This is a genomic window from Bacillus sp. FSL K6-0069 (assembly GCF_038007785.1).
GTDB lineage: Bacteria > Bacillota > Bacilli > Bacillales > Bacillaceae_G > Bacillus_A > Bacillus_A mobilis.
Window position 1 is genome coordinate 4478721 of the sequence record NZ_JBBOXN010000001.1, and the last position, 14014, is coordinate 4492734.

The 14014-nt window shown below is 37.7% G+C and carries 13 protein-coding genes and 1 pseudogene; 3 read left to right on the forward strand and 11 right to left on the reverse strand.

Features of this window, described 5'->3' with window-relative positions:
• Positions 1–33: 33 nt before the first annotated feature.
• Together ytxJ and MHB74_RS23045 are read right to left on the reverse strand one after the other, a co-directional pair.
• Positions 34–360, reverse strand: a complete 327-nt coding sequence (gene ytxJ / locus MHB74_RS23040) for a bacillithiol system redox-active protein YtxJ (RefSeq protein WP_001057490.1) — start codon at positions 358–360, stop codon at positions 34–36.
• Positions 360–872 (reverse strand): DUF948 domain-containing protein, encoded by a 513-nt coding sequence (locus tag MHB74_RS23045; RefSeq protein ID WP_001197726.1) that lies wholly within the window; start codon positions 870–872, stop codon positions 360–362. The genes ytxJ and MHB74_RS23045 overlap by 1 nt, the downstream gene beginning before the upstream one ends.
• Before the next feature lie 187 nt (positions 873–1059).
• Between MHB74_RS23045 and MHB74_RS23050 the strand changes: the two genes are divergently transcribed.
• The gene (locus MHB74_RS23050; RefSeq protein WP_000654740.1) at positions 1060–2175 is read left to right on the forward strand and encodes an aminopeptidase; all 1116 of its coding nucleotides are present in this window, start codon (positions 1060–1062) and stop codon (positions 2173–2175) included.
• 36 nt (positions 2176–2211) lie between these two features.
• Here MHB74_RS23050 and MHB74_RS23055 read toward each other — a convergent pair whose 3' ends face one another.
• From MHB74_RS23055 to MHB74_RS23080, 6 genes and pseudogenes are all read right to left on the reverse strand, one after another.
• Positions 2212–2646, reverse strand: a complete 435-nt coding sequence (locus MHB74_RS23055) for a hypothetical protein (protein ID WP_061680488.1) — start codon at positions 2644–2646, stop codon at positions 2212–2214.
• A gap of 16 nt (positions 2647–2662) precedes the next feature.
• On the reverse strand, positions 2663–2845 hold the full coding sequence (locus tag MHB74_RS23060) for a hypothetical protein (RefSeq protein WP_061680487.1): 183 nt from the start codon (positions 2843–2845) through the stop codon (positions 2663–2665).
• A complete protein-coding gene (locus MHB74_RS23065; protein ID WP_061680486.1) occupies positions 2842–3246 on the reverse strand; it encodes a PH domain-containing protein in 405 nt (134 codons plus the stop codon). Before MHB74_RS23065 ends, MHB74_RS23060 begins: the two co-directional genes overlap by 4 nt.
• Positions 3247–3417: 171 nt before the next feature.
• A pseudogene (gene tnpB, locus MHB74_RS23070) lies at positions 3418–4544 on the reverse strand (IS200/IS605 family element RNA-guided endonuclease TnpB).
• Positions 4545–4891: 347 nt separating this feature from the next.
• The gene (locus MHB74_RS23075; protein ID WP_061680498.1) at positions 4892–5398 is read right to left on the reverse strand and encodes a GNAT family N-acetyltransferase; all 507 of its coding nucleotides are present in this window, start codon (positions 5396–5398) and stop codon (positions 4892–4894) included.
• Complete coding sequence (locus MHB74_RS23080; protein ID WP_061680499.1) at positions 5395–5943, reverse strand: GNAT family N-acetyltransferase; 549 nt, start codon at positions 5941–5943, stop codon at positions 5395–5397. The genes MHB74_RS23075 and MHB74_RS23080 overlap by 4 nt, the downstream gene beginning before the upstream one ends.
• Positions 5944–6087: 144 nt before the next feature.
• Between MHB74_RS23080 and MHB74_RS23085 the strand changes: the two genes are divergently transcribed.
• Positions 6088–6432, forward strand: a complete 345-nt coding sequence (locus MHB74_RS23085; RefSeq protein ID WP_000414140.1) for a PadR family transcriptional regulator — start codon at positions 6088–6090, stop codon at positions 6430–6432.
• Positions 6429–7091, forward strand: coding sequence for an HAAS signaling domain-containing protein (locus MHB74_RS23090; RefSeq protein WP_061680500.1), 663 nt, complete (start codon positions 6429–6431; stop codon positions 7089–7091). Before MHB74_RS23085 ends, MHB74_RS23090 begins: the two co-directional genes overlap by 4 nt.
• Before the next feature lie 54 nt (positions 7092–7145).
• Here MHB74_RS23090 and murC read toward each other — a convergent pair whose 3' ends face one another.
• From murC to MHB74_RS23105, 3 genes are all read right to left on the reverse strand, one after another.
• Entirely contained in the window at positions 7146–8456 is a 1311-nt protein-coding gene (gene murC, locus MHB74_RS23095; RefSeq protein ID WP_000219461.1) for a UDP-N-acetylmuramate--L-alanine ligase, read from the reverse strand.
• Positions 8457–8708: 252 nt separating this feature from the next.
• Positions 8709–9827 (reverse strand): nicotinate phosphoribosyltransferase, encoded by a 1119-nt coding sequence (locus tag MHB74_RS23100; protein WP_000658380.1) that lies wholly within the window; start codon positions 9825–9827, stop codon positions 8709–8711.
• A 61-nt stretch (positions 9828–9888) separates the two neighbouring features.
• Positions 9889–13890, reverse strand: coding sequence for a DNA translocase FtsK (locus MHB74_RS23105; RefSeq protein WP_340844513.1), 4002 nt, complete (start codon positions 13888–13890; stop codon positions 9889–9891).
• Positions 13891–14014 lie beyond the last annotated feature (124 nt).

Consider the following 14014-nt stretch of genomic DNA (forward strand, 5'->3'; position numbering starts at 1 on the left):
AAAAAGAAGCAAGCACCTTTAGCTTGCTTCCTTTTACTTAATATTCTCTTCTAAAGCGTCTTTTTTAATGTTCCAATGAGACGTATTCCATACTACCATCCCATCTTTTATGTATAATACTTGCGGAGATTCATGTTTAATGCTGTACTGTTCTGCAACACGATTCGAAACATCTCTCGCATCTTGTACGTATAAGTAATACGCTGGTACTGCTCTTTCTTCACTACAATACGCTTGAAATTCTGTATATGCACCGTGACTAATTGGGCATGTCGTACTATGTTTAAAAAGAACATAAGGCTCATTTTTTTCTACTAATACTTCAAGCTCTTCAATTGTTTCTACTTTTGTCATATTCATCACGATTCACCTCTCATACGAAGTCTAGAGCGCTTCTCTTTCTTTTCAGCTTTTTTCTCAAGTCTTTCTAATTTACGCTCTTCTTTTTCAACCTTTTTCTCTTGTCTTGTCGCACGATAATGATTGTATACTTCAATTGCTGCGCTGCTCCACTGTACAACTTGCGCTACTTTATCTGCATTGTTTTCAATTTCGTCTGTAACAGATTCTGATACATTACGAAGTTTCGTATTTAAAGAATGGATTGTCGTTCCAATTCCATCTACACCCGATACTACTTTGTTTAATGATTGTGACTTCTGTTGAATGTCATCAGCTAACGCATTTGTTTTATGTAATAATTGCTCCGTCTCTACACTAATCCCTTGCATTTGCTTTTCTAAACCTTCTAACGTGCTCGCAACGTTTTCTAACGTCTTTTGAACCGATAACAACGTTCTGCATACATACACTACTAATACAGCGAAAGCAACCGCGATAATAGCCGCACTTACATATAAAAGAACTTGCATTTCATCACTTCCTTTATCTTTTTCATACTTTCTCCTATTATACAATCATTTTCCGTTTCGTTCTAATCCTTATCTTTTCATTAGAATTTTCATACTTATTCGTTAACTTTAACATAAATGATTCAACAAATTCCACTAAGTAGGTTACAATAGGAGAGGATACATAATTAGTAGGGAGGCTTTACATATGAAAGATCCACGCATTGAAAAGTTAGCATACAATTTAATTAACTACTCTATTCGCTTACAAAAAGGCGAAAAAGTATTAATTGAAAACTTTGGCTTACAAAAAGAACTTGTAACTGCACTTGTAAAAGAAGCATATGCAGCTGGTGGTTTCCCATTCGTTTCTTTAAAAGATCATCAAGTAGATCGCTCTTTATTAATGGGTGCTACTGAAGAACACTTCGAACAAATCGCTGCATATGAAGCAAGCGTAATGAAAGATATGGACGCTTATATCGGTCTTCGCTCTGGCGATAACATTAACGAACAAGCTGACGTACCAAGTGAAAGAATGCAAATTCACGGTCAAACAGTTGGTAAGAAAGTTCATAGAGACATCCGCGTTCCGAAAACGCGCTGGGTTGTTCTTCGCTACCCAAACGCTTCTATGGCGCAGCTTGCTAAAATGAGCACAGAAGCTTTCGAAGACTTCTACTTCGAAGTTTGTAACTTAGACTACGGTAAAATGGATAAGGCAATGGATAGCCTTGTTACATTAATGAATAAAACAGATAAAGTTCGTTTAACTGGTCCTGGAACTGACTTAACATTCTCTATTAAAGACATTCCAGCTATTAAATGCTCAGGTCATTTAAATATTCCAGACGGTGAAGTATACTCTGCACCAGTTCGCGATTCTGTTAACGGTACAGTTTCTTACAATACACCATCTCCTTACAACGGTTATACATTTGAAAATGTACAACTTAAGTTTGAGAATGGCCAAATCGTTGAAGCAACTGCAAACGATACAGAGCGCATTAACAAAATCTTCGATACAGACGAAGGCGCACGCTACGTTGGTGAGTTCGCAATCGGCGTAAACCCATACATCTTACATCCAATGGGAGACATCCTATTCGATGAAAAAATCGATGGCAGCTTCCACTTCACTCCTGGACAAGCTTACGACGATGCATGGAACGGCAACAACTCGAATATTCACTGGGATTTAGTATGCATCCAGCGCCCGGAATACGGCGGCGGCGAAATTTACTTCGACGACGTACTAATCCGTAAAGATGGACGCTTCGTTGTATCTGAACTAGAAGCTTTAAACCCAGAGAACTTAAAATAATAAAAAAAACGCTCGGAATTTTCTCCGAGCGTTTTTTTAATACTTTAATAAGTCTTTCGCCACATCTTCTGGCACTTTAAAACTCATCTTCTTATTTTTCATTTCAACTTCGACATAAGGGACATCTTTATATACTGTCATTGTACCAATTTCATGTAACTCTTTTTTATCTTTACTCGACTCTGATAATTTTGGTGTATCTTCTTGATACATTTTAAATGTTTTCCCTTGCGGAGTATCTAAAGGAGCCGATTGCATTTCCCACTTATCCATTTTCATGACTTCAAACAGCTTTTCAATTTCTTTCTTATCGGTAATTACTTTTTTATCACTTGAATCTGTAAGTGATTCAATCTCAACCTTTTGTGCCTTTTCAAAGTTCATATCAGTCTTTTCCTTCTTCGCACTACACCCTATTAAAAGAACGGATGCGGTTAGCAGAAGGAAAAATAACGTAAGGACTTTTTTCATTTCTAATCCTCCTGTACTATATAGAACTACTTTTCTCGCTTTTTGTTTGCTGAAAGTGAAAATAATATAAAAGCGCCACTGCGATAGTACCTATTAATATCGGTTCATATAAGGGCAGATCCCATTTCATATATACTCTAGTACAAATAGCAAACACAAGCAAAATTTCCAAACAAAACAAAGGTTTTACATACTTCATTTCTTACCTACCATTTCTATTTTCACATGTGGATTTTCTTTCTCGATAAGCGCCAAGAATTCATTCATATGTTGCGGCATCGCAATCATATGTACTTTATATGCATTCGTCGTAATTTCAAGGGATTTCCCAACTTGACGAATGATCCTTATCTCTTTCAATACAACATCATCATTTAAAATGCCGTACTTCAATACACCATTTTCTACTTTATGCTTTTTAATAAATACTTCCCAAACGAGTGGGACATTTACAAGGAAGCATAAACCCATTCCAATTAACGCTGACATCCACTGCTCTTTATTTGCGAAAAGCATGACAAGTGGATATACGAACATAAAAACTAACGTGAGACAAACGAAAATTACTACCGACTTACTTCTTTGAATCGGAATGTTCATACACGCACCCCCTACCCTAAATTATACCATTTTCTTCCGTTTCAGTTCATAAAAAAAGGCCATTTCTACATGACCTTCTTAAACAATATATCTTTGAACTACCCCCACTTAACACTCTAACGAGCTGTTTGAAGTGGGGGATTCCTACGAACACCAAGGTATCCCTCGGTTTTATGAGTAGGCAATCCCCGTAATCCCTACGGTTAGGAGCCTTATGGCCTCTTTTCTCAGATTTTCCGCTGCGTTCACATCTCTATCATGATACATACCACAAGAAGGACACTTCCATTCACGCAGGTTCAGGCTTTTCACATCTTTATTTTTGTAGTCGCAATGCGAACAAGTTTGGGAACTAGCGAATGTTTTCGACACCACAATCACTTGTTTCCCATACCAGCATGCCTTATACAACAACATCGCTTTGAATTGTGACCATGATACTTCTTGAATCGCTTTCGCTAGTTTGTGATTCTGTAACATATTCGATACTTGCAAATCTTCTATCCCAATCACATCGTGGTTTTTGATGATCCTTGTAGAGAGTTTTTGCAAGTAATCCGTTCTTGCATTTTTGATTCGTTCATGAATACGAGCGACTTTCATTCGCTGTTTATGCCAGTTCGCTCCGCCTTTTGTACGTCTAGATAGAATACGCTGGGCATGAGCGAGGTTCTTTTCTAATACCCGAGACCATTTTGGATTATCGAATACCTCACCTGTTGAAAGAATAGCAAAGTTTTTCACACCAACATCTATACCAACAGCAGAATCGGTCTTCGGCAATTCTTGTACTTCTGCTTCAGCAAGAATCGAGACAAAATATTTCCCACTTGGATTCCTTCTGACAGTAGCACTCAAAATTCGTCCTTCTACCTCACGACTTTTGACAAATTTGACAAGACCAAGTTTCGGTAACTTCAATTTATTATCTATAATCGCAATGTTTCCATTTGTATGTTTCGTTGTATAGGATTGGACTTTATTGTTTTTCGATTTAAACCGAGGTGCTTTGTTTTGTTTTTTGAAGGACCTTGCATACGAGTCAGCGAGGTTGTGAAGAGAAGATTGAAGAGCGATACTGTCCACTTCTTTTAGCCATACAAATTCTTTTTTGAGAGTAGGCAATTGCGAAGAACAAGTGCCATAGGATAACCCTTTTCCTGTTTCTTTATATCTATCATTCCACTTTTCCAAAAAGTAGTTAAATACAAATCGTGAACAACCAATTGTTTTCGTAATAGCTATTTTTGTTCTACACTAGGATAGATCCGAAACTGATACGCTTTATGGATAAGCACCGCTTTTCACCTCACTTCCTTTTTTTATTTGTTTACAATCTTTTTCATGATATACACGGGAACGATATCATGATATAACCAAAAAATACTGATCACGTATCATTTCTTCTTTTTTTGTCGAAAGTCCTCTGTCCCTTTCAAAAAAAAATACAAATGAAAGAACTTTTACAATGAAACCATTTCGTAGATGTAAAAATGCCTCTGAGCTATAACATTTTCTTTCCATAGGAACGAACTGATTACGATACCGGTACCTTATACTGATTCTTCACCAAGAAAAACCTTTAGGCTTTTACCTAACCGTCATTCAGCTCCCACCTACTCATTGGAACATGTCCTACCCATTCCTAGAGGTGGGAGTTTTCTGTCGGGAAATGATAAAATTTCTTATCCACCTGCAACACTGGAAAACTTTTTGGTAACTCGTCTATACTCACACTTTGAAAATTATTCTTTTCATAAAAGCGATGCGCTGCTAAAAATTTCACTGTCGTTCCTAAGTAAATATCTTTCAGCTTTTTATTCTCAGCCCACGAAATTGCTGTTTGGAGCAACTTATGTGATGCGCCCCATTCTTTTCCGCGAAATTCTTTTTTTACGAACATTTTCCTTAGCGCTACTTGATCGTTCCCAATATCTAATAAAGCTACTGTTCCAACTACTTTCCCATCATAAGTTGCAACCCAAAAGTTTCCATAATCCCTTTGATAGAACGTTTCTATTTCAAGTAGGTCTGGCTGTTCTTCTTTCGTAATAGGAACATTGTACTCTTTTTGCTGAATATGAACGATAAGATCTACTACTTCATCTTGAAACGTACTTTCATACGGAATAATGCGTATCTTCTCGTTCATCGAATCTCCTTCCATTCAGAAGCTAGTAAACTATATACAGCGATATCATGGAAATGATCGTATAACCATTCATCATCTCTTAAAATACCATCTAACTTAAAACCTAAACGCTCTGGAATAGCGCGGCTTTTCACATTTTCAACACCGCATCTAATTTCCATTTTATTTAATTTTAAATTCTCAAATGCATAGTGAAGTACAGCCTTCACGCTACGCGTCATAATGCCTTTCCCGCCAGCATCTTCTGCAAGATAATATCCGAGACTCGCCGCTTTCTTCCCCCAACTTACCGGATGAATGCCTACCATCCCAACGAGCTTTCCTTTATAACGTATGCCACTTTCAAAACCGTCTCCCTCTGCAAACTTCTTTAACCACATCGGACAAATCTCATCATACGCACCAGCAGATTTCATCCCATCCACCCAAGGAAGCCATCTTCGTAAATGACTACGGTTTTGGTTTATTAATTGATATAGTTCCTCTTTATGATGCTTCTCTAATAACTGTAATTCGATTTCATCGTCTACTCGAAGTGTGAACATGTTTTATAGCCCCTTTTAGTTTTCTTATTATTCTAACACTTACAGATGTAAATTGTTAAATATTCACACTTTCTTTTAAATTTTATATATGAACAACCACTATATATGATTGATATCTAGATATGAATCATATATAGTTAAAGTATGGAAAAAAATGATAATTTTATAATTCAATTACGTAAAGGTGTTTTTGATCTCGCTATTTTGTCTTTAATAAGCAAACAACCTATGTACGGATATGAAATTACAAGTGCATTACAAGATATCCCTGTGTTTCATATCCCAAATGGTTCGATTTACCCTATATTAAATCGAATTACGAAAAACAATTGGGCTGTTTCCTATTGGGAAGAGTCCGGTGATGGCCCAAAAAGAAAATACTATCGCATTACAGACGAAGGGAGAGAAATTTTAAATAGTCGCTTACATGATTATGATGCAGTGTATCATGCTCTAATGTTACTAGCTAAAGGAGAGGATAAAAAATGAACAAAGAACAATTCTTTTCAAATGAACTCATTACTTCTTTCTTACACGATCTTCATAAAGGTTTAATGAACTTACCTGCGTCAGCAAGAGAACAACATGTGCTAGAGATCAAATCGGATTTATATGAAAATGCATTAAGTAAAGAAAGCGAAGGGATACCATTAGAAATCATCCCTTCACAAGTGATTGAAGAATTTCTTCCTCCAAAAGAATTAGCAAAGGAAATTGCAGGAGAATATACAGATGTTATTCAAGATGCACAGCAATCTACAAATACATTTATTAAATATTATTCCGGCCTCTCTATCGGTCCACTCGGCGCTTTATCAGTGCCTATTGTACTCGGTTTTATAAATTTTTCTACTAATTTACCATTTTTACTAGCCTTTATTGCAAGCAATATTTGGCTTATCTTTAGAGAAAACCATTGGAATATGGATTTATTAAAATACTTTAAAACAATTATTTTCATCAGTTCAAGACTGCTAATTGCTCTCCCATTCAGCTTTTTTGCGATTCGAATTATGATAACAAAACAATTCGATATGTTTTCATTCTATTATTTAATCGGATACGTACTTTTTAGTTCACTATATATCTTCTTATTAAAACAACTATACAAAAAGAATGAACAATATCAACATATCAACGCTTTTTAAAATATATTGAACACAACAAAAAAGACGCACAGCCTCAGCTATGCGTCTTTTCTATTATTTCTCTGCAACTTGAACTTCTTTTACGTAAGCTGCTTCGAATTTTTGGATGTCACCTGCGCCCATGAAAATTAGAACGCCGTTTTTATGTTTCTTTAATACATCCGTTGTTGTATCTGTAATTAGTTCTGCACCGTCAATACGCTTTTGCAGATCTTCGATTGTTAATTCACCTTTGTTTTCGCGTGCTGATCCGAAAATATCACATAAGTATACTTGGTCAGCTTTGCTTAAGCTTTCAGCGAACTCATCTAAGAACTTTTCTGTACGTGAGAATGTATGCGGCTGGAATACAGCGACAACTTCACGCTCTGGATGTTTTTGACGAGCTGCTTCAATCGTTGCATTAATTTCTGTCGGATGGTGTGCGTAGTCATCGATAATAACTTGCTCTCCCATTGGCTTTTCATTAAAGCGACGTTTTACGCCTTCAAAAGTTGTTAGCTGATGCTTAACTGCTTCTACATCAACGTTTTCATAATGGCAAAGCGCGATTACTGCTAATGCATTTAATACGCTGTGATTGCCGTATCCTGTAATTTTGAACGTGTCATAGTACGTATTACGAACGAATACATCGAAAATAGTACCATCTGTTCTCTTTTGAATGTTACGTGCTTGGAAATCATTATCTTCTCCAAATCCATAGAAAATAACAGGTACTTTCGCTTGAATTTTTTGAAGTTCTTCATCATCTCCACATGCAATAATGCCCTTTTTCACTTGCAATGCCATCTCTTGGAATGCATTGAATACATCATTGATATCTGAGAAATAATCTGGATGATCAAAATCAATGTTTGTCATAATCGCATAGTCTGGATTGTAAGACAAGAAATGACGACGATACTCACAAGCTTCAAATACAAAATACTTACTATTTTCTACCCCATGCCCTGTTCCATCTCCAATAAGGTAAGATGTAGGGTGTGCACCTTGCATTACATGGGCTAACAAACCAGTTGTTGATGTTTTTCCATGTGCACCAGTTACAGCAACACTTGTGTATTGGTTCATAAGGTCACCTAAGAAGTGATGGTAACGATGTACTGGGATGTTTAATTCTTTTGCTGCTACGATTTCTTCATGCGTATCAGGAAATGCATTTCCTGCAATAATCACTTGTCCTTCTTTTACATTATTTTTATCAAAAGGAAGGATCGAGATATTACGCTTTTCCAACGCTGTTTGTGTAAAGAAACGCTTTTCATAATCAGACCCTTGAACAGTATGCTTCATGTCATGAAGAATTTGAGCTAATGAACTCATTCCTGTTCCTTTAATTCCTACAAAATGGTAAACTGTCATCTTAAAGAACCTCCAACATTTCGAACTAATACAACGGCCTATCTATAAGACAGTATATGAATCTTTTCTTATTTTGGTAATCATCATACATTTTTGATGTAGTGAAGTTATTCTTCCCTTCACTTATCAGGATAAACTCGTACGTACTTCTTTTTTATGTCCATAACAAATCCATTATAGCAAAAAAGAAGCCGCTATACTATGATAACAGAAAAACTGATAGGGTCAATCACCTATCAGTTTTTCTCTCTTTTACATATCTTCTCTTTTTTCTAATTGAACACGCTCTAAACGTGGGTTTGGACGATATTTACGACCAGCTTTCGCTTCTGGTTTTCCATTTAATTCTACGTTATCACCAGTAAAGCCAATATTCATTTTTAATAAGCTACTTCCTACTCCGTATATATCAACAGGTACGTTTTGAGCTTCAAATTCACGAATACGCTTCTCATCAAATCCACCAGTTACAACGATGTCTACATGCTGGAATCCTTCTTCATCAAGTGCTTTACGAAGTGCGAATACAAGTGATGGGTTTACACCACGTGGATCAAATGTTCCAAGTACTTCTGGGTGGCGAATGAAGTATTGATCAATCATCGTACGCGACGTATCTACACGTACACCTTTTAATGTTGATCCAAATTCACGCGCTACGCGAAGTGCATCTGTAATGACATCATTGTTGTAATCAATTAATACAACTAATTCATCTTCTGGGAATTTCTTATGATATGCTTTTGCCGCTTCCACAACATCACCATTAAACATTTGAATTAATGCGTGAGGCATTGTCCCCATACCACTTCTGCCCCACCATTCATTCATCGCATGCGTCGCTTGTGCGCTCATACCTCCGATGTATGCTGCATAACCGTCACCAGCTTGTTGTGTATAATGATCGTCACGGTCTCCCATGAAAATAACTGGTTTTTCTTTATCTACGCTACGCGCAGCTTGGACAACGTTATATACGTTTGTCGCAACTGATGTACGACGAGCTAAAATCCCATCAATAACACCTTCTAAAAATCCGAAATTTTCATAAGGCCCATGAATTGTTAACACTGTTTCAAACGGACTAATATTATCGCCATCTTTTAAAGAGTTAATTTCAAGTTCCTCAGGATTTTTAGCGAATGTTTGTAGCAATGCAATTACTTCATCTGTTCCGCAAAGAACTGCATTTTCCTTTTGGAAAAATTGCATCGTTACAACACTTTTCGGGCGAAATTCTTCAATGATTTCTCTAGTCTTTAAAAAGTAAACGGCAGAGAACCAACCTTCTCCAACACGTTCGTCAAATTTAAATGTTCTATTTGTTAGTCTATTTATTTCACCTTTTAATTTTAATTCAATTTCTTTCATGTCGCTTTACTCCCTACTTTACTATCCAACATTTTCTCTTAGTATACAGCAAAACCGTTTACTATACATTTGTTTCCTGCATAGCAGCGAATTCATCCTCAGAAATAAGGACATCTCTTGGCTTCGTTCCTCTTGCTTCAGAAATAATTCCTTGCGATTCCATCTCTTCAATGAGACGTGCCGCGCGATTATAACCGATGCGGAATTTTCGCTGTACAGAAGATGTGGACGCTCCCCCTTGTTCTACAACAAATTGACATGCTTCAAAGAACAATTCATCTTCCGACTCAGCCTGTTCTGTTTTCGCTAATAAATCCTCTTGCTTAAATAAGTAATTCGGTTTCATTTGCTTTTTCACATGATCAACTGTCTTTTCAATCTCATCATCCGATACATATACACCTTGTACACGAACAGGCTTAGATGTACCGTTCCCTAAGAATAACATATCACCACGGCCAAGTAATTTCTCCGCGCCACCAATATCGATAATCGTACGCGAATCAACTTGAGATGATACAGTAAACGCAATACGCGTTGGAATGTTTGACTTAATTAAACCTGTAATAACATCTACAGACGGACGCTGCGTCGCTACTAATAAATGAATACCACAAGCACGTGCTTTTTGCGCAATACGACAAATCGCTTCCTCAACATCACCAGGTGCTACCATCATTAAGTCAGCTAACTCGTCAATGACAATAACGATATAAGGTAATGTCTCTCCCGGAATTTCTCGCCCACTTACAATCGTATTGTAACGAGTTAAATCACGAGCCCCTGCATGCGCAAACAATTCATAACGGCGCTCCATTTCTTCAACTGCCCACTTTAATGCAGCTGTCGCTGCTTTTACATCTGTAATAACAGGTGCTACAAGATGTGGAACAGAATTGTATGGTGCAAGCTCAACCATCTTCGGATCGATTAACATTAACTTCACTTCATGCGGTTTCGCTTTATATAAAATGCTCGTTAAAATTGCGTTAATACACACACTTTTACCAGAACCCGTTGCACCTGCAATAAGTCCATGTGGCATTTTTCGAATATCCGTTACAATTGGATCGCCTGAAATATCAAGTCCTAGCGCAACTGTAAGCGGTGATTCGCTCTTTGTAAACACAGGACTTCTTAAAATTTCACGAAGAAATACTGGCTTACTTTCTTTATTTGGAACTTCGATTCCAATTGCACTCTTCCCTGGAATCGGTGCTTCAATACGAATATCTTTCGCCGCTAAACTCAGTTTAATATCATCACTTAAGTTTGTAATTTTATTTACTTTCACACCTGGGTCTGGCTGTACTTCAAAACGAGTTACTGCTGGACCTTGCGATACGTTAATAACATGTGCGCCAACATGAAAATTATTAAACGTTGTATCTAATAATTCCTTCTGCTCATCCAACCATTCCGTATTATCCAACGCCGATTGCTGCGGAATCGATAGCAATGTTAATGGCGGAATTGCATATGTCGGTGGTGTTTGCAATACATTTCGCATATCGTTCTCTCTTTGATTTACAACATATGCTTTCTCTTGTACTTCCGTACTTGAAATTGGCTTTTGTACTTGCTCTTCCACTACTTGTTGCACTGGTTGCTCTTCCACTTGTGGTTCTACTACCTCTTGTTGCACTAGCGTTTCTTCCACTCGTGATTCTACCACTACTTGCTGCATTGGTTTTTCTTCCACTTGTGGTTCTACCACTACTTGCTGCATTGGTTTTTCTTCCACTTGTGGTTCTACCACCACTTGTTGTGCTGGTGTTTCTTCCACTTGTGATTCTACCACCACTTGTTGCACTGGTTTTTCTACCACTACTTGCTGCATTGGCCTTTCTTCCACTTGTGGTTCCACTACCACTTGCTGCACTGGTTTTTCTTCTACTTGTTGTACAGGCTTATTCTCTACCCGTTCACTCATAGAAGATTGCATTGCATTCGTTCTAGCCGCATGTCTTTCCATTAATCGCGTTCTGTCTTGTTTCAACATAACAACATTAAATGGTACATGACGCTTCTTCTCACGTTTTGGTTCTTCTTTTTGGACAACTGGTTGCTCTACTGCGACCGCTGCTTCTTCTATAACTTGTTGTTCTTCTGCAATTGGTGCTTCTTCTACAACTGGCTGTTCTTCTGCAATCGGTGCTTCTTCTACAACTGGCTGTTCTTCTGCAATCGGTGCTTCTTCTACAGCTTGTTGTTCTTCTGCAATCGGTGCTTCTTCTACAACTTGTTGTTCTTCTGCAATCGGTGCTTCTTCTACAACTTGTTGTTCTTCTGCAATCGGTGCTTCTTCTACAACTGGCTGTTCTTCTGCAATCGGTGCTTCTTCTACAACTGGCTGTTCTTCTGCAATCGGTGCTTCTTCTACAACTGGCTGTTCTTCCGCAATTAAAACATCCGCAAAGCTTTGAACATCTTTCTTCGTTTGTTCATCAGCCTCAGCAACATGTATGAATTCATTCTTTTGTGCAATTGCTTCATCTAACAATATTTCTTGCTGCGTTTCCTCAAGTTCTACAGGTTGCGCTTCTTCTCGCTCTTCTGTTTCCGCAATTACTTCCACTTCTTCTAACTCTTCCGTTTCCGCAATTACTTCCACTTCTTCTAACTCTTCCGTTTCCGCAATTACTTCCACTTCTTCTGACTCTTCTGCTTCCGCAATTACTTCCACTTCTTCTGGTTCTTCCGCTTCTGCAACTACTTCCACTTCTTCTTGCTCTTCTGCTTCCGCAATTACTTCCACTTCTTCTGATTCTTCTGCTTCTGCAATTACTTCCACTTCTTCTGACTCTTCTGCTTCTGCAATTACTTCCACTTCTTCTGACTCTTCTGCTTCTGCAATTACTTCCACTTCTTCTGGCGCTTCTGCTTCTGCAATTACTTCCACTTCTTCTGACTCTTCTGCTTCTGCAATTACTTCTACTTCTTCTGGCGCTTCTGTTTCTGCAATTACTTCCACTTCTTCTGGCACTTCCGTTTCTGCAATTACTTCCACTTCTTCTGGCGCTTCTGCTTCTGCAATTACTTCCACTTCTTCTGGTATTTCCACAATGATTGTTTCTTCAAGTTTCTCTTCTGCTTTAACAATCACTGATTCTTCTGGAGCTTGCTTTTCTACTTCAATAGTAGGTTGTTCTATTTCTGTATTACGTTTAGTTTCATCTAATAATATTGTATCCTCGTGCTCTACTTTAGAATCTACTAATTCTGCTTGTAAAGTGTTTTTGGCCACTACATCACTTTCTTGCTGAAGTAATTCAGCCGCTGGAACTTCCTGCGGTGCACTAATTTCTTGAACCACTTCTTTTTCTTCTACTATAGGTTCTTGGCGCTCAATTTCATAACCGTTTTTCTCTAGCCATTGATCGACAACTGACTTTTCTTCCTTTTTATTTTGTTGATCTCGCTGATCAACGCCTTCATGACTGGAAGAATTCGTTGCTTGTCCTTCTGAGAAATCAGATAATGCATACCCTTTTTTCTCTAACCATGCATCAACGACTGATTTGCCCTCTACAGATATTTCAAGGTCTTCTCTTTCCTTTTCTTCCTCCTGCTTTTCTACCTTTTTCTCTACTGAAGGACGATTATATCCATAAATTGGCGAAATCATTTCTGTTGGACGAAATGGTCTACGGTTACTTTCTTGCGTAGGTACAGATGCTTTCTTTACGACAGGCTCTCGCTCCGGTTCATATTGCATTTCCGGCTCTTCATATGTAGAAACTACCTTCTCCACATACTGTCGTCTACTTCTTTCCACTTTGATTCCTCTTTGAGTAGGCTGATTTTCATATGTTACAGCTTGAACAGGTTGTTCTTCAAAATGCCCTGTTTCTATAACATCCTCTTCATCGAACCCATTATCCGGTACTAATGGAAAACGGCATTTACCTGCATTCCTACTTGCCATTTGTGCTTCTCTTGCTTCAGTGTAGTGGTTTACGCGAGGAATTTTCGGCTGACTTTCAACTTGCTTTAACACTTCTTTATTCATCGCTGTTTGTTCTTCCTCTTTGTTAAACAGCTTTTTCATCCAATCTAACATGTTTACCACTCTTTCTACTAAATAGTAACATCCTTTATTGTATCAGCATTCGGCAAAAAGTGCAGGTAAAATTAAGCATGTCATATTTATCCATAACATTCTAATTTACGAGTATTTTCATACA